The 16,592-nt window shown below is 69.2% G+C and carries 12 protein-coding genes; 8 read left to right on the forward strand and 4 right to left on the reverse strand.

Annotated features, from left to right (window positions below; translation table 11 throughout):
• Positions 1-126: 126 nt before the first annotated feature.
• From trpC to pyk, 8 genes are all read left to right on the forward strand, one after another.
• Positions 127-933 carry an indole-3-glycerol phosphate synthase TrpC gene (trpC, locus tag HCT63_RS18815; RefSeq protein WP_167008499.1) on the forward strand — a complete coding sequence of 269 codons (807 nt, stop codon included), beginning with the start codon at positions 127-129 and terminating at the stop codon, positions 931-933.
• Positions 934-1,005: 72 nt separating this feature from the next.
• The gene (gene trpB, locus HCT63_RS18820) at positions 1,006-2,256 is read left to right on the forward strand and encodes a tryptophan synthase subunit beta (protein WP_167008501.1); all 1,251 of its coding nucleotides are present in this window, start codon (positions 1,006-1,008) and stop codon (positions 2,254-2,256) included.
• Positions 2,253-3,092 carry a tryptophan synthase subunit alpha gene (gene trpA / locus HCT63_RS18825; protein ID WP_167008504.1) on the forward strand — a complete coding sequence of 280 codons (840 nt, stop codon included), beginning with the start codon at positions 2,253-2,255 and terminating at the stop codon, positions 3,090-3,092. The genes trpB and trpA overlap by 4 nt, the downstream gene beginning before the upstream one ends.
• Positions 3,089-4,084, forward strand: a complete 996-nt coding sequence (gene lgt / locus HCT63_RS18830) for a prolipoprotein diacylglyceryl transferase (protein ID WP_167008507.1) — start codon at positions 3,089-3,091, stop codon at positions 4,082-4,084. Before trpA ends, lgt begins: the two co-directional genes overlap by 4 nt.
• Before the next feature lie 9 nt (positions 4,085-4,093).
• The gene (locus tag HCT63_RS18835) at positions 4,094-4,846 is read left to right on the forward strand and encodes a VIT1/CCC1 transporter family protein (RefSeq protein WP_167008510.1); all 753 of its coding nucleotides are present in this window, start codon (positions 4,094-4,096) and stop codon (positions 4,844-4,846) included.
• A 208-nt stretch (positions 4,847-5,054) separates the two neighbouring features.
• Positions 5,055-9,578: a glutamate synthase large subunit gene (gltB, locus tag HCT63_RS18840; RefSeq protein ID WP_167008512.1), complete on the forward strand. Its 4,524-nt coding sequence runs from the start codon at positions 5,055-5,057 to the stop codon at positions 9,576-9,578.
• On the forward strand, positions 9,571-11,037 hold the full coding sequence (locus HCT63_RS18845) for a glutamate synthase subunit beta (protein ID WP_167008515.1): 1,467 nt from the start codon (positions 9,571-9,573) through the stop codon (positions 11,035-11,037). Before gltB ends, HCT63_RS18845 begins: the two co-directional genes overlap by 8 nt.
• Before the next feature lie 173 nt (positions 11,038-11,210).
• Positions 11,211-12,668, forward strand: a complete 1,458-nt coding sequence (pyk, locus tag HCT63_RS18850) for a pyruvate kinase (protein ID WP_167008518.1) — start codon at positions 11,211-11,213, stop codon at positions 12,666-12,668.
• Between the two features lie 120 nt (positions 12,669-12,788).
• Here pyk and HCT63_RS18855 read toward each other — a convergent pair whose 3' ends face one another.
• The 4 genes from HCT63_RS18855 to HCT63_RS18870 are packed head-to-tail and all read right to left on the reverse strand — an operon-like array spanning position 12,789 to position 16,522.
• Positions 12,789-13,496: an ABC transporter ATP-binding protein gene (locus HCT63_RS18855; RefSeq protein ID WP_208322542.1), complete on the reverse strand. Its 708-nt coding sequence runs from the start codon at positions 13,494-13,496 to the stop codon at positions 12,789-12,791.
• 7 nt (positions 13,497-13,503) lie between these two features.
• A complete protein-coding gene (locus HCT63_RS18860; protein ID WP_167008524.1) occupies positions 13,504-14,379 on the reverse strand; it encodes an ABC transporter ATP-binding protein in 876 nt (291 codons plus the stop codon).
• Complete coding sequence (locus HCT63_RS18865) at positions 14,376-15,551, reverse strand: branched-chain amino acid ABC transporter permease (protein ID WP_167008527.1); 1,176 nt, start codon at positions 15,549-15,551, stop codon at positions 14,376-14,378. The genes HCT63_RS18860 and HCT63_RS18865 overlap by 4 nt, the downstream gene beginning before the upstream one ends.
• On the reverse strand, positions 15,548-16,522 hold the full coding sequence (locus HCT63_RS18870; protein ID WP_208322516.1) for a branched-chain amino acid ABC transporter permease: 975 nt from the start codon (positions 16,520-16,522) through the stop codon (positions 15,548-15,550). The genes HCT63_RS18865 and HCT63_RS18870 overlap by 4 nt, the downstream gene beginning before the upstream one ends.
• Positions 16,523-16,592: the final 70 nt, after the last annotated feature.

Below are 16,592 nucleotides of genomic sequence, written 5' to 3' on the forward strand. Positions count from 1 at the left end.
GCCGCACAGCCATGCCACCAGGGGGCGGTGATCCTCCCCACACCCGGCTGGCTACCCTGGGAAGGACAGACTGCGGCGCAGCGGCGAGCGCGACGCGGTGTCTACGGGTGGGAAGGCAGGTCGGCGATGTCCGTACTCGACGACATCCTCGAAGGAGTGCTCGAGGACCTCGGGGACCGCATGGCCGCGGTCCCGCTCGACGATCTCAAGGAGCGTGCGAGCCGTCAGGACCTCGCGCTCGACCCCATGCCGGCGTTCCGCGCCGACGGGGTCTCGGTCATCGCAGAGGTCAAACGAGCCAGTCCGTCCAAGGGTTCCCTCGCCGACATCAAGGATCCGGCAGCCCTGGCTGTGGACTACGCCGAGGGCGGCGCGGCCGCGATCTCGGTGCTGACCGAGCGCCGGCGCTTCTCCGGCAGCCTGGACGATCTGAAGGCGGTCCGGGCTCAGGTGGACTGCCCGGTCCTGCGCAAGGACTTCATCACGACCTCCTACCAGCTCTGGGAGGCCCGTGCGGCGGGCGCCGACATGGCGCTGCTGATCGTCGCCGCACTTGACCAGCCGGCGCTGGAGTCGCTGATCGAGCGTGCGCGCTCGATCGGCCTGACCCCGCTGGTGGAGGTGCACGACGAGGAGGAGGTCGAGCGCGCGGTCGCGGCCGGCGCCGACCTCGTGGGTGTCAACGCCCGCAACCTCAAGACGCTCGAGGTGGACCGCACCACGTTCTCCCGGCTCTCTCCGCTGATCCCTGACTCGGTCGTGAAGGTCGCCGAGTCGGGAGTGCGTGACACCAAGGACGTCATCGAGTACGCCCGGGCGGGCGCACAGGTCGTCCTGGTCGGAGAGACGCTGGTGACGGGCGGCAACCCGCGCTCGACCGTCGCCGACCTGGTTGCGGCCGGGTCGCACCCCGCTCTGCAGCACCGATGGTGACGGTGGACGACTTCTTCGGCCCTCACCGTCCTCGTCGACACACCTGTTGACGCCACCTGCAAGGATCGACGCATGACCAGCACCTCGGCCTCGGCCGACCCGCGTCCCTCGAGCCTCCCCGACGAGCACGGCCACTTCGGCCGGTTCGGCGGGCGCTTCATGCCCGAGGCGCTCATCGCGCCTCTCGACGAGCTCGAGCGCGCCTGGCGAGAGGCGCTCGTCGACCCGACGTTCACCTCCGAGCTCGACCGGATGCTGCGTGAGTACGCCAACATCCCGAGCCCGCTGTACGAGGCCACGCGGCTGTCGGAGCGGGCGGGGGCTCGGATCCTCCTCAAGCGCGAGGACCTCAACCACACCGGCGCCCACAAGGTCCGCAACGTGCTCGGTCAGGCGCTGCTCGCCAAGCGGATGGGCAAGCACCGCGTGATCGCCGAGACCGGTGCCGGCCAGCACGGGGTCGCGACCGCGACGGCCTGCGCCTACCTCGACCTCGAGTGCGTCGTCTACATGGGCGAGGTCGACACGCAGCGCCAGGCCCTCAACGTGGCCCGCATGCAGATGCTGGGCGCGACGGTGATCCCGGTGACCACCGGCAGCCGTACGCTCAAGGACGCGATCAACGAGGCCCTGCGTGACTGGGTCAGCACGGTCGACGACACCCACTACCTGCTCGGCACGGCCGCGGGCGCGCACCCGTTCCCCGAGATCGTGCGCGACCTGACCCGCGGCATCGGCGACGAGGCGCGCGCGCAGTCGTTCGAGCGGATCGGCGGCCTCCCCGACGCGGCGGTGGCCTGCGTCGGCGGCGGGTCCAACGCGATCGGGCTGTTCGCCGGCTTCCTGAACGACGAGGCGGTGCGCCTGTACGGCTTCGAGGCCGGTGGCGACGGGTTCGAGACCGGACGCCACGCGGCCACCATCACGGCCGGTGACGTCGGCGTCCTGCACGGCACCCGCTCCTACCTCCTCCAGGACGAGGACGGTCAGACCATCGAGTCGCACTCGATCTCGGCCGGGCTCGACTATCCCGGCGTCGGACCCGAGCACGCCTATCTCGCGGAGACCGGTCGCGCGACGTACGAGCCGGTGACCGACGACGAGGCGATGGCCGCGTTCGACCTGCTCTGCAAGACCGAGGGCATCATCCCGGCCATCGAGTCGGCGCACGCGATCGCGGGTGCGCTGCGGATCGCGCCGCAGCTCGCCGAGGAGCTGGGACGGCCGGCGACCATTCTGGTCAACCTCTCGGGGCGTGGCGACAAGGACGTGCACACCGCCGCGGAATACTTCGGCCTGCTCGACGACGGAGGCAAGGCATGAGCGCGCTCGCCGACCTGCTGGCGCGCACGCGCGCGGAGAACCGCCCGGCCCTGGTCGGCTATCTCCCCGCCGGCTTCCCTGACAAGCAGACCGCGATCGACGCGATGGTGGCGATGGTCGAGGGCGGTGTCGACATCGTCGAGATCGGTCTCCCCTACTCCGACCCGGTGATGGACGGCCCGACGATCCAGCGCGCCGCTGACGCGGCCCTGGCGGCCGGTACGAAGATCGCCGACGTGTTCGACACCGTCGAGGCAGTCGCCGCGACCGGTGCGCCGACGCTCGTGATGACCTACTGGAACCCCATCGAGCGGGTGGGCGTCGACACGTTCGCCTCCCGGCTCGCAGCGGTCGGCGGTGCGGGGCTCATCACGCCTGACCTGATCCCTGACGAGGCGGGGGAGTGGGTCGAGGCGTCGTCCGCGCACGGGCTCGACCGCGTGTTCCTCGTCGCCCCGTCCTCGACCGACGAGCGCCTCGCGATGACCGCGAAGGCCTCCAGTGGCTTCCTGTACGCGACGGCAGTGATGGGTGTGACCGGTGCGCGCGCCGCGACCAGCACGGCGGCGCCGGCGCTCGTCGCGCGCGTCCGTACCCACTCCGACATCCCGGTCGGCGTGGGGCTGGGCGTCAGCAACGGTGACCAGGCGGCCGAGGTCGGCGCGTTCGCCGACGCCGTGATCGTCGGCTCTGCCCTCGTCTCGCAGCTACTCGACGCGGGCACCGACACCGCCCGCGGCATCGCCGGCGTACGCCGCCTGGCCGAGGACCTGCGTGCCGGCGTCGAGCGCGCCCGTACCCTCGTTCCCACCCCTGACAAGGGAGCCCTCCCGTGATCCTCGCCTCGATCCCGAGCCCGTCCCAGTCCGTCTGGGAGCTCGGCCCGTTCCCGCTCCGCGCGTACGCCCTGTGCATCATCGCTGGCGTCGTCGCTGCGATCTGGGTCAGCGAGAAGCGGTTCCAGGCCCGGGGCGGCAAGCCCGGCGCGGTCGCGGACGTCGCCGTGTGGGCGATCCCGTTCGGCCTGGTCGGCGCTCGCCTCTACCACGTCGTCACCAACCCCGAGCTCTACTTCGCAGAGGGTCGGGAACCGATCAAGGCGCTCTACATCTGGGAGGGCGGCCTCGGCATCTGGGGCGCGGTCGCGCTCGGCGCGCTCGGGGCCTACATCGGCTGCCGTCGCCACGGCATCAAGTTCGCGCCGTTCGCCGACGCGCTCGCGCCGGGTGTCCTGCTCGGACAGGCGATCGGTCGCTGGGGCAACTGGTTCAACCAGGAGCTCTTCGGCAGCCCGACCGACAGCCCGTGGGGCCTCGAGATCGACGCGTCGCACCGACCGGTCGGCTACGAGCAGTTCGAGACGTTCCACCCGACCTTCCTGTACGAGTCGCTGTGGAGCCTCGCCGGGTTCTTCGTCCTCATCTGGGCCGATCGCCGCTTCAAGCTGGGCGGTGGCCGCGTGGTCGCGCTGTACGTGGCGATCTACACCGCGGGCAGGTTCTGGATCGAGGGCATGCGCATCGACACCGCCCACGAGTTCCTCGGCCTGCGCCTCAACCAGTGGACGTCGCTGGTGCTGTTCGTCGCGGCCGTCGCGTTGTTCGTGTGGCTCACCAAGACAGGCCGTGGTGCACGCGAGACGGTCGTCCAGGTCGACCCGTCTGCCTCTCGTGACGACTCTGGGGCGGACGACGACGCCGACGACTCGTCCGACGCCGGTGACGGCGACGCGGCGGTCAGGGATGACGCGGAGCCCGAGGGGGACGTGTCTGACGACACGGCTGAGGCAAGCCCATCCTTGGATGACGGCGACGGCTCCCGGTCGTAGATTCGTGGCATGACCGAGGCACGGGCGCCGCAGGAGTCGTCCGGGGAGCCGTACCCGCTCCCCGATCCCGAGACGATCGGCAAGGAGCATCCTGACGTCACGGGCGGCTGGCTGCGCCCCTCGGTGTTCGGCGCCTCTGACGGTCTCGTGTCGAACTTCGCGCTCATCATGGGCATGGCGGGCGGCACGGACGACCCCAAGCCGGTGATCATCGCCGGCGTTGCCGGGCTGGCGGCCGGTGCCTTCTCGATGGCCGTCGGCGAGTACACCTCGGTGGCCAGCCAGGCCGAGTTCGCCCGTGCCGAGGTCGAGCGCGAGCGGCGCGAGATCTTGCGTCACGACGCGCAGGAGCAGGCCGAGCTGGCGTCGATGTTCGTCGCGAAGGGCGTCGACGAGAGCGTGGCGCGCGAGGTGGCCCAGCAGATCCACAGCGACCCTGACAACGCCGTACGGGTTCATGCCCGCGAGGAGTTCGGTGTCGACACGGAGGACCTCCCCTCGCCGATGCTCGCGGCGGTCTCCTCGTTCCTCTCGTTCGCCGTCGGCGCGCTCATCCCGCTGCTACCGCTGATCTTCGGCATCACGTCGATGGTGCCGACGGTCGCCGTGTCGCTGCTGGCGCTGTTCGGGACGGGGGCGCTCGTCACGGCGATCACCGACCGCCCGTGGTGGTTCGGCGGTCTGCGTCAGCTCGTTCTCGGCAGTGCCGCCGCGGGCCTGACGTTCCTGGTCGGGACGTTGGTCGGCGGAGTCTCGGCCTGACACGCTCCGGTGTCCCCGTACGGACGAGACGTACCGCAGAGTCGGAGCCGGCAACAATCGTGTAACCTGGGCAGGCCATGTGAGGGCCAAGGTCGTCCCTTCGGTGTGGTTGTTCCCCGCTGACGGACCGGCATCTCGCACTTTTGAGCAACTCAGTCTTGCGAGCCCCCGTCCGCAGCGCCATAGCGATGACGACGGGAGAAGCGGCATGCGCGGGATTCCCCCAGCTCAAGGCCTTTACTCCGGCGAGGACGAGCACGACGCCTGTGGCGTCGCCTTCGTCGCGACCCTGACGGGCCAGGCCACCCATGAGATCGTCGCGCAGGGCCTGACCGCCCTGCGCAACCTTGACCACCGCGGTGCCGTGGGCGCGGAGGTCGACTCCGGCGACGGTGCCGGCATCCTCATCCAGGTGCCTGACGCGTTCCTGCGTGACGTGGTCGACTTCGTGCTGCCTGAGGCCGGCTGTTATGCGGTCGGGATCGGCTTCCTGCCGGTCGACACGGACGCGGCGGCGACAGCCCGCAAGGCCGTCGAGGCGCTCGCGGCCGAGGAGGGCCTCGAGGTCCTCGGATGGCGCGAGGTGCCGATCGATCCGATGATCCTCGGCTCGACCGCGCGCGGCGCGATGCCGTCGTTCGCCCAGCTCTTCGTCGCCGACGCGGCCGGTGAGCGTGCGGGGATCGCCCTCGACCGGGTGACGTTCGCGCTGCGCAAGCGCGCCGAGCACGAGCTTGACGTCTACTTCCCGTCGCTGTCCGCGCGCACGCTCACCTACAAGGGCATGCTGACGACCGACCAGCTCGACAACTTCTTCGCCGACCTCACCGATCCCCGGATCGCATCGGCGCTCGCGGTCGTGCACAGCCGGTTCTCGACCAACACCTTCCCGAGCTGGCCGCTCGCTCACCCGTTCCGCTTCATCGCGCACAACGGCGAGATCAACACCGCGCGCGGCAACCGCAACTGGATGCGGGCGCGTGAGGCGCTGCTCGAGTCCGACCTGATCCCCGGCGACCTGACGCGACTCTTCCCGATCGTCGACCCGGAGGACTCCGACTCGGCGTCGTTCGACGAGGCGCTCGAGCTGCTGCACCTCGGCGGTCGCAGCCTCCCTCACGCCGTGATGATGATGATCCCGGAGGCGTGGGAGAACAACCCCGAGATGGACCCGAAGCTGCGGGCCTTCTATGAGTTCCACTCCACGATGATGGAGCCCTGGGACGGACCGGCCTGCGTCGTCTTCACCGACGGCACCCAGATCGGGGCGGTGCTCGACCGCAACGGGCTGCGCCCGGGCCGCTTCTGGCAGACCGAGGACGGGCTCGTCGTGCTCGCCTCCGAGGCCGGCGTCCTCGACCTCGACCCCGCGACGATCGTCCGCAAGGGCCGCCTCGAGCCCGGGCAGATGTTCCTGCTCGACCTCGACGAGCACCGCGTGGTCGGCAACGACGAGATCAAGTCCGCGCTCGCCGGCGACCACCCGTACGAGGAGTGGCTCTACTCGGGCCTGGTCCGGTTCTCGGACCTCCCCGACATCGAGCACGTCGTCCACACCCACGCGTCGGTGACGCGACGCCAGCAGGTCTTCGGCTACACCGAGGAGGAGCTGCGCATCCTCCTCGCGCCGATGGCGCGCACGGGTGCGGAGCCGATCGGCTCGATGGGCACCGACACGCCCATCGCCGTGCTGTCGAACCGCTCACGACTGCTGTTCGACTACTTCAACCAGCTGTTCGCGCAGGTCACGAACCCGCCGCTCGACGCGATCCGCGAGGAGCTCGTCACGTCGCTGCTCAGCACGGTCGGCGCCGAGGGCAACCTGCTCGACGCGACGCCGGCGTCGTGCCGCCAGCTGCAGATGTCCTTCCCGGTGATCACCAACGACGAGCTGGCCAAGATCCGCCACGTCAACCGGCACGGCAACATGCCGGGCCTGTCGACGTACGTGGTGCGCGGTCTGTACGAGGTGGGCGGTGGCGCGGACGCGCTGCGCAAGCGCCTCGACGACCTGTGCACCGAGGTCTCCGCCGCGATCGCCGACGGCGCGCGCATCATCGTCCTGTCGGACCGCCACTCCAACCACGAGCTGGCTCCTATCCCGTCGCTGCTGATGACCGGCGCGCTGCACCACCACCTGGTCCGCGAGAAGACCCGCACCCGCGTGGGCCTGCTCGTCGAGACCGGCGACGTCCGCGAGGTGCACCACGTCGCGCTGCTGCTCGGCTATGGCGCGTCGGCGGTCAACCCGTACCTCGCGCTGGAGACGGCCGAGGACCTCGCCCGCAGCGCCGTCTACGTCGACGGAGTCGCACCCGAGAAGGCCGTGGCCAACCTGCGCTACGCGCTCGGCAAGGGCGTGCTCAAGGTGATGTCCAAGATGGGCGTCTCGACGGTCGCCTCGTACACGGGGGCGCAGATCTTCGAGGCCGTCGGCCTGTCCGGCGAGCTCGTCGCCCGCTACTTCACGGGGACGACCTCGCGTCTGGGCGGCATCGACCTCGGCGTCGTCGCGGAGGAGGTGCGGATGCGGCACGCCAAGGCGTACCCGACGTCCGGCATCTCCGCGTCGCGCCGCCAGCTCGACGTCGGCGGCGAGTACCAGTGGCGCCGCGACGGTGCCGAGCACCTGTTCGACCCCGAGACCGTCTTCCGGCTCCAGCACGCGACGCGCGCGGGCCGCTACGACGTCTTCAAGCAGTACACGCAGCGTGTCGACGACCAGTCGGAGCGGCTGATGACGCTGCGTGGGCTCCTCAAGCTCAGGGAGGACGTCCGCCCGGCCGTGCCGATCGACGAGGTCGAGCCGGTCTCCGCGATCGTCAAGCGGTTCTCGACCGGTGCGATGTCGTACGGGTCGATCAGCCAGGAGGCGCACGAGACCCTCGCTATCGCGATGAACCGCCTCGGCGGCAAGTCCAACACCGGCGAGGGTGGCGAGGATCCGGAGCGTCTTTACGACCCGGAGCGTCGCAGCGCGATCAAGCAGGTCGCGTCGGGTCGCTTCGGCGTCACGGCGGAGTACCTCACGAACTCCGACGACATCCAGATCAAGATGGCGCAGGGTGCCAAGCCCGGCGAGGGCGGTCAGCTGCCCGGGCCGAAGGTCTATCCGTGGGTCGCCAAGACGCGTCACTCGACGCCGGGTGTCGGTCTCATCTCGCCGCCGCCCCACCACGACATCTACTCGATCGAGGACCTCAAGCAGCTCATCCACGATCTCAAGAACGCGAACCCGTCCGCGCGGGTCCACGTCAAGCTGGTCGCGGAGGTCGGTGTCGGTACGGTCGCCGCCGGTGTCTCCAAGGCGCACGCGGACGTCGTGCTGATCTCGGGCAACGACGGCGGTACGGGGGCGTCGCCGCTGACGTCGCTCAAGCACGCCGGCGGCCCGTGGGAGCTCGGCCTCGCCGAGACGCAGCAGACGCTGCTGCTCAACGGGCTGCGTGAGCGCATCGTCGTCCAGGCCGACGGGCAGCTCAAGACCGGCCGCGACGTCATCGTGGCGGCGCTGCTCGGTGCCGAGGAGTTCGGCTTCGCGACCGCTCCGCTGGTCGTGTCCGGCTGCATCATGATGCGGGTCTGCCACCTCGACACCTGCCCGGTGGGCGTTGCCACGCAGAACCGTGAGCTGCGCAAAAAGTTCTCGGGCAAGCCGGAGTTCATCGTGAACTTCTTCGAGTACATCGCCGAGGAGGTGCGCGAGCACCTCGCCGCACTGGGCTTCCGCTCGATCGACGAGGCCGTTGGGCACGTCGAGACGCTCGACTCACGTGAAGCGATTGCGCACTGGAAGGCCAGCGGGCTCGACCTGACGCCGATCCTGCACGTTCCAGCGCTGCCGGAGGGTGCGGCGCTGCACCACACCACCGGCCAGGACCACGGACTCGAGCGCGCGCTCGACAACGAGCTGATCGCGTTGTCCGCCGACGCGCTCGAGCGTGGCGAGCCGGTACGGGCGCAGCTGGAGATCCGCAACGTCAACCGCACGGTCGGCACGATGCTCGGCCACGAGGTGACCAAGCGCTACCGCGGCGCGGGTCTGCCTGACGACACGATCGACATCACGTTCACCGGGTCGGCCGGTCAGTCGTTCGGTGCCTTCGTCCCGCGCGGCATCACGCTGCGCCTCGAGGGCGACGCGAACGACTACGTCGGCAAGGGCCTGTCGGGCGGGCGGCTGGTGATCCGGCCGTCGCGCGAGGCGGGGTTCGTCGCCGAGGAGCAGATCATCGCCGGCAACGTCATCGGGTACGGCGCGACGAGCGGCGAGATCTTCGTCCGTGGCCGCGCCGGCGAGCGCTTCTGCGTCCGCAACTCCGGTGCGACGGCGGTCGTGGAGGGCGTGGGCGACCACGCGCTCGAGTACATGACCGGCGGGCGCGTCGTGATCCTCGGCGCCACCGGCCGCAACGTCGCGGCGGGCATGAGCGGCGGTGTCGCGTACGTCCTCGATCTCGACCACGACCTGGTCAACCGCGACATGGTCGAGGTCCACGAGGTCGGTGACGCCGACGAGCTCAAGGGGCTCGTCACTCGGCACGCCGAGGAAACCGGATCGGAGGTCGCCCGCACGCTTCTCGCCGACTGGACGACCTCGCTCGTCCGGTTCACCGAGGTCATGCCGGTCGACTACCGCAGGGTGCTGCAGGCGCGTGCCGCAGCCCAGGAGGCCGGTCTCGGCGAGGACGAGACCACCGCAGCGATGATGGAGGCAGCGATCCGTGGCTGATCCGAAGGGTTTCATGAAGACGCCGCGCCAGCTCGCGCCGCGGCGGCCGGTCGGGGAGCGCATCCACGACTGGAACGAGGTCTATCCCGGCACGCCGGGGCGGGCGCTCCTGCCGATCATCACCGAGCAGGCCGGCCGCTGCATGGACTGCGGCATCCCGTTCTGCCACAGCGGCTGCCCGCTCGGCAACCTCATCCCCGAGTGGAACGAGCTCGTCTGGCGTGACGACTGGGAGGCGGCGCTCTCGCGGCTGCACGCGACGAACAACTTCCCGGAGTTCACCGGGCGCCTGTGCCCCGCACCGTGCGAGACGGCGTGCGTCGTCGGCATCAACCGCGAGGCCGTGACCATCAAGAACGTCGAGGTGTCGATCATCGACCGCGCCTGGGACGACGGTCGCGTCACGCCCGAGCCGCCGGAGTGGCTCACGGGCAAGACCGTCGCGGTCATCGGCTCGGGACCGGCTGGTCTCGCGGTCGCCCAGCAGCTCACGCGCGCCGGACACACCGTCGCCGTGTACGAGCGTGACGACGCGCCTGGCGGTCTGCTCCGCTACGGCATCCCGGAGTTCAAGATGGAGAAGTCCGTCCTGGACCGCCGGATCGAGCAGATGACGGCCGAAGGCACCATCTTCCGCAACGGCGTCGCCGTCGGGGTCGACCTGACGGGCGAGCAGCTGCGCGACCGCTACGACGCCGTGGTCCTCGCGACCGGCGCGACCGTACGCCGTGACCTGCCGACCGTCGGGCGCGAGCTCGGCGGCATCCACCAGGCCATGGAGTACCTCCCGCAGGCCAACCGTGTCGCCCGGGGCGAGAGTGTCGACGGCCAGATCACGGCCGAGGGCAAGGACGTCGTCATCATCGGCGGCGGCGACACCGGTGCCGACTGTCTCGGCACCGCCATCCGCCAGCAGGCCCGTTCGATCACGCAGCTGGAGATCATGCCGCGTCCGAGCGAGGAGCGTCCCGGCCACCAGCCGTGGCCGACGTACCCGATGACCTACCGGGTCGCCTCGGCGCACGAGGAGGGCGGCGAGCGTGTCTACGCGGTCTCGACGCAGGAGTTCCTCGGCGACGAGGACGGCCACGTCCGTGCGTTGCGGATGGTCGAGGTCGAGATGGTCGATGGCCGCTTCCAGGAGGTCGAGGGGAGTGTCCGCGAGATCCCGGCACAGCTCGTGCTGCTCGCGATGGGCTTCACCGGCCCGGAGACCGACGGTGTCGTCGCGCAGCTCGGTGCGAGCCTGGACGAGCGGGGCAACGTCGCGCGCGACTCCTCGTACATGACCGACATCGATGGCGTGTTCGCCGCCGGCGACGCGGGCCGTGGGCAGTCGCTGATCGTGTGGGCGCTCGCCGAGGGTCGCGCGTGCGCGGCCGGCGTCGACGCCTATCTCAACGGCTCGACCAACCTGCCTGCGCCGATCCTCCCCACGGAGCGTCCGCTCGTCGTCTGACGCCGTCCGCGTTGTGAAAGCAATCTGCCCCTTTCCGACCTCGGAAAGGGGCAGATTGCTTTCACAACGCGGACGGGTGGGGGCGTCCCACCCTTCGAGAAATTCTGCTGACGAAACAACAAACTTCGTGGGTCGGGTCGCGCACGTCCGGCCACGCGCTCTAGGGTTGACGGGTGCGTAGAGCAAAGATCGTCTGCACCATCGGTCCCGCCGTCTGGTCCGAGGAGAAGATCCTCGAGCTTGCCCGCGCGGGCATGAACGTCGCCCGCCTCAACCTCAGCCACGGTGACCACGCGACCCACGACCGCTCGTACGAGTGGACGCGGCACGCGGCGGAGGTGCTCGGCGAGCCCATCGCGGTGCTGGCCGACCTCCAGGGCCCCAAGATCCGGCTCGGCAGGTTCGCGTCGGGGCCCGTCCCGCTCGCTGTCGGGGACGTCTTCACCATCACGACGCAGGACGTGCCTGGCGACAGCGAGCGCTGCTCGACGACGTACGACGGCCTGCCCGGGGACGTGAAGCCGGGCGACACGATCCTCATCGACGACGGCAAGGTACGGCTGCGCGCCACGGAGGTCACCGAGACCGACGTTGTCACCGTGTGCGAGGTCCCCGGCGTGCTCAGCAACAACAAGGGCATCAACCTTCCCGGTGTGAACGTCAGCGTGCCCGCGCTGTCACAGAAGGACCGCGACGACCTCCGCTGGGCCCTGCGCACCGGCGTCGACTTCATCGCGTTGTCGTTCGTCCGTCGGGGTGCCGATGTCGACGACGTCCACGCGATCATGGATGAAGAGGGCGTACGCCGCCCGGTCATCGCCAAGATCGAGAAGCCGCAGGCGGTGGAGAACCTCGACGAGATCATGAACGCCTTCGACGGTGTGATGGTCGCGCGCGGCGACCTCGGCGTCGAGCTGCCGCTCGAGGACGTCCCGGTCGTCCAGAAGCTGATCGTCGAGAAGGCGCGACGCAACGCCAAGCCGGTGATTGTCGCGACCCAGATGCTCGAGTCGATGATCTCGGCTCCGCGCCCGACTCGTGCCGAGGCCTCTGACGTCGCCAACGCCGTGCTCGACGGCGCCGATGCCGTGATGCTCTCCGGCGAGACCAGCGTGGGGGAGTACCCCATGGAGACGGTGCGCACGATGGCGCGCATCGTCGAGAGCACCGAGGAGCACGGCCTGCCGCGCATGGCCGCGTACCACTGGAACCCCAAGACCCGCAGCGGCGTGATCGGCCGCGCGGCGTCCGAGGTGGCCCAGGCCGTCGGTGCGAAGTTCCTCTGCGCCTTCACGACCTCGGGCGACAGCGCGCGCCGGATGACTCGCTACCGCTCGACCGTGCCGGTCCTGGCGTTCACCCCCGACCCGGTCGTACGCAACCAGCTCGCGCTTTCGTGGGGCGTGCAGTCGTTCCTCGTCCCGGAGGTCGAGCACACGGACATGATGGTGCTCCAGGTCGACCGGGCGCTGCTCGAGATCGCGTTGTGTGCCGAGGGCGACGAGGTGGTCATCGTCGCCGGCAGCCCCCCGGGGATCCCTGGCTCGACCAACGCGCTGCGCGTCCACCGGATGGGTGACGCGATCAAGGGCATCTCCCCGGCGTACTCGACGCGCCTGGTGCGCGACTGACGCCAGACTCGGACCACCAGGCCCTTTGCATGGGGCCCCACGCAAACGTCGCGCCCCACCTGAATGAACAGGTGGGGCGCGACGTTTGCCTTGGGGGAGTGACCCCCGTACGGCGAGGCGTCAGGCAACGCCGAGGTAGGCCTCCTTGACCGCGGGATCCGCGAGCAGCTCCGCACCGGTGCCGGACCGCGTGATGCGACCCGTCTCCAGCACGTACGCACGGTCGGCGCGGCTGAGCGCCTGGTTGGCGTTCTGCTCGACGAGGAGGACCGTGATGCCCTGCTCGTTGACCTGCGAGATGATCGAGAAGATCTGGCGGATGAACTGCGGCGCCAGACCCATCGAGGGCTCGTCGAGGAGAAGGACCTTCGGCCGGCCCATGAGGGCACGTCCGATCGCGAGCATCTGCTGCTCACCGCCCGACAGCGTGCCGCCGGCCTGCGCTTCGCGCTCCTTGAGACGGGGGAACAGCTCGAACACCCTGTCGAAGCTCTCGTCGACGGTCGTCCGGCCCTTGAGCGCGTACGTGCCCATCTCGAGGTTCTCGCGGACCGTCATCGCCGGGAAGATGCCTCGGCCCTCGGGGGTCAGCGAGATGCCGCGGACGACACGCTTGTGCCCGGCGAGCTTGGAGATGTCCTCGCCCTCGAACGTCACGCTGCCGGACGACAGGCTGAGCAGTCCGGCGAGGGCGCGCATCGTCGTCGTCTTGCCGGCACCGTTGGCGCCGATGAGAGTCACGATCTCACCCTCGTTGACGGTCAATGAGATGCCGTGCAGCGCCTGGATGCGGCCGTAGTGGACAGAGACGTCGTTGATCTCGAGCAACGCCACGTCAGTCTTCCTCTCCGAGGTAGGCAGCGATGACCGTCGGGTCGTTGCGGATGTCCTTGGGGAGCCCGTCGGCGATCTTCTTGCCGAACTCCAGGACCACGATCCGGTCGGTCACGCCCATCACGAGCCGCATGTCGTGCTCGATGAGCAGCACCGTGTAGCCGTCCGCGCGGATCGTGCGGATGAGCTCCATGAGCTCTTCCTTCTCCGCAGGGTTGAAGCCGGCCGCAGGCTCGTCGAGGCACAGCAGCTTCGGGTCCGTCGCGAGTGCACGCGCGATCTCGAGGCGGCGCTGGTAGCCGTAAGGAAGCCCGCTCGCCTGGACGACCGCCTTGTCGGCGATCCCGACGAACTCCAGCAGCGCCATGCCGCGATCGATGGCTTCCTTTTCCTCGCGGTAGAGCCGCGGGGTGCGGAAGAGCGACCCCCAGACGCCCGTCTTGTGGCGGGCGTCGAGGCCTACCACGACGTTCTCGAGCGCCGTCATCTCACCGAACAGACGCACGTTCTGGAACGTGCGGGCGATGCCGCGTCGGGTGATCTTGTGCTGCTTGCTGCGCCCGATCGGCTCGTTCTCGAGGAGGACCTGGCCCGAGCTCGGACGGTAGACGCCGGTCATCGCGTTGAAGCACGTCGTCTTGCCGGCACCGTTCGGGCCGATGAGCCCGAGGATCTCGCCGCGCTTGATGTCGAACGAGACGTCGTCGAGCGCGGTCAGACCACCGAAGCGGACCGTGAGGTTCCGGATCTCGACCAGCTTGTCGCCGACGTCGACAGCGATCTCGCGCTCCGCGGCAGCGAGCTGCGCTACCTCAGAGTCGAGCGGCGGAGGCGCATCCGGCTTCGGCGTCGCCGGGGGACTGGGGTGCTCGGTCACTTGCCGGCCTCCTTCGCGACGGGTGCGGACGTCGGTGCGTTGGCGAGGTTGGCGATCCGTTTGTGCGCACGCCGTTCGAACGTGAGCAGGTGCGGACGCTTCCCGAACAGCCCCTGCGGACGGAAGATCATCAGAACGACGAGCACGGCACCGAAGATGAGGTACTTGTACTCGGCGATCGCGGTGAACCGCAGCGGGATGTACGCCACGAGCGCGCCGCCGATGATCGCACCGAACTTGTTGCCCTGACCGCCGAGCACGACGGCCACGAGGAACATGATCGACATCTGGACGTCGAAACGCTGGTTGTTGACGAACCCGATCTGGCCGGCCGCAATCGCGCCCGCGGAACCGCCGAGGGCAGCACCGATGCCGAACGCCCACAGCTTGTAGCGGAACGTCGGGACGCCCATGATCTCGGCGGCGTCCTCGTCCTCGCGCAGGGCGATCCAGTTGCGGCCGACGCGGGAGCGCTCGAGGTTGCCGAGCGCGATCATGACGATGATGATCACCGTGATCGTCAGCCAGTACCAGGGGGCGCCCTCGCTGTTGGCGAAGACAGGGTTGCCGTCGGCGTTCTCACCCGGCGGGCGGCCGACGTTCTGGAAGCCGACCTGACCCTTTAGCGCGGGGATGATCGTCGCCAGCAGACGGATGATCTCGCCGAACCCGAGCGTCACGATCGCGAGGTAGTCCCCTCGTAGCCGTAGCGTCGGGATGCCGAGCAGCACGCCGAACACCACCGTGACCATGGCCGCGAGCGGCAGGGTCAGGAGGTAGGGGATGTGGACCATCGTCGAGTCGGGTGACGTCCACAGCGCGGCGACGTAGGCGCCGACTGCGAAGAAGCCGACATAGCCGAGGTCGAGGAGACCGGCCTGGCCGACGACGACGTTGAGGCCGATCGCGACCAGGGCGTAGCGAGCCATCTCGGCACAGGCGAGCGGCCAGTTGTTGCCCGGCTCGGTCGTGAGCAGCGGGATGTTGACCAGGGGCAGCGCGAACGCGGCCGCGACGGCGATCAGCAGGAAGCCCCACTGGCCGACCCGGGGAAGGTGGTTCCACCAGTCCGAGAGGCCCCGGAGGCGGGACGGCTTCGTGGTCTCCTCGACCAGCTCGTCGGCGCGGGCCTGGGACTCCGAGGCCCCGCCCATCGGCGTACCGGTGCTCATGCCCTCACCTTTCCGAGGTTGCTGCCGAGGATGCCCTCCGGCCGGACCATCAGGACGATGATCAGGACCACGAAGCAGACCACGTCGGTCCACTGTGCGCTCCCGAGCAGGATCTGGCCGTAGTTGCCGATCAACCCCAGAAGCAGGCCACCGAGGAGCGCGCCGCGGACGTTTCCGATGCCGCCGAGGACGGCGGCGGTGAACGCCTTGACGCCCAGGACGAAGCCGCCGAGGTAGAGGACGCCCGAGGGCACCTTCATCACGTAGAAGAGCGCGGCCACGCCGGCGAGGAGTCCGCCGATGATGAACGTGCTGATGATGATCCGCTCACGGTTGACGCCCATCAGCGTTGCCGTGTCGGGGTCCTGGGCCACGGCGCGGATGCCGCGCCCGAGCTTGGTGCGCCGGATGAACTGATCGACCAGGATCATCATGAAGATCGCTGCCGTCACGATGAGGATCGAGTCGAAGTAGATCAGGGTCCCGCCGATGTCGAAGATCGCCTTGTTCTCGAACATGATCACCGACGGCTCGGGGTTGGGTCCGCGCCAGACGAAGATCAGGTACTGGATGACGAACGACATACCGATCGCGGAGATCAGGAACACCAGCCGTGGTGCGCCTTTGACGCGCAGGGGTTTGTAGGCGACACGTTCGACGATGAATGCGGTGATCGCCGAGGCCAGCATGCCGAAGATGACGGCGAGCAAGAGGTTCGCGGCGATCTGGTACCACTCGAGGTTGGGCACCGACGGGCCGAAGCCGAGCGACGTGAGGGTGAAGACGATCGCGTACGCACCGACGATGAAGACCTCGGAGTGCGCGAAGTTGATGAGGTTGAGAACGCCGTACACAAGGGTGTAGCCAAGCGCGACGAGCGCGTAGATCCCGCCGAATGTGAGTCCATCGACGGTCGCGCTCCAGAAGTTCGCACCCAGGGCATCCCAGTCGAGCGTGATCCACTGGTCCACTAGGGCTCCTTTTGGGAGTCGGATGAGCAGAGAGGGGGCCCGTCTTGATGAGACGGACCCCCTCCGTTGA

The organism is Mumia sp. ZJ430, from assembly GCF_011751845.1.
In the GTDB taxonomy this organism is placed as follows: domain Bacteria; phylum Actinomycetota; class Actinomycetes; order Propionibacteriales; family Nocardioidaceae; genus Mumia.

Coding starts and splice junctions, on each gene's coding strand:
- HCT63_RS18865 (WP_167008527.1), bottom strand. CDS start 15,551: ATGAGCACCGGTACGCCGATGGGCGGGGCCTCGGAGTCCCAGGCCCGC.
- gltB (WP_167008512.1), top strand. CDS start 5,055: ATGCGCGGGATTCCCCCAGCTCAAGGCCTTTACTCCGGCGAGGACGAG.
- HCT63_RS18835 (WP_167008510.1), top strand. CDS start 4,094: ATGACCGAGGCACGGGCGCCGCAGGAGTCGTCCGGGGAGCCGTACCCG.
- trpB (WP_167008501.1), top strand. CDS start 1,006: ATGACCAGCACCTCGGCCTCGGCCGACCCGCGTCCCTCGAGCCTCCCC.
- trpC (WP_167008499.1), top strand. CDS start 127: ATGTCCGTACTCGACGACATCCTCGAAGGAGTGCTCGAGGACCTCGGG.
- trpA (WP_167008504.1), top strand. CDS start 2,253: ATGAGCGCGCTCGCCGACCTGCTGGCGCGCACGCGCGCGGAGAACCGC.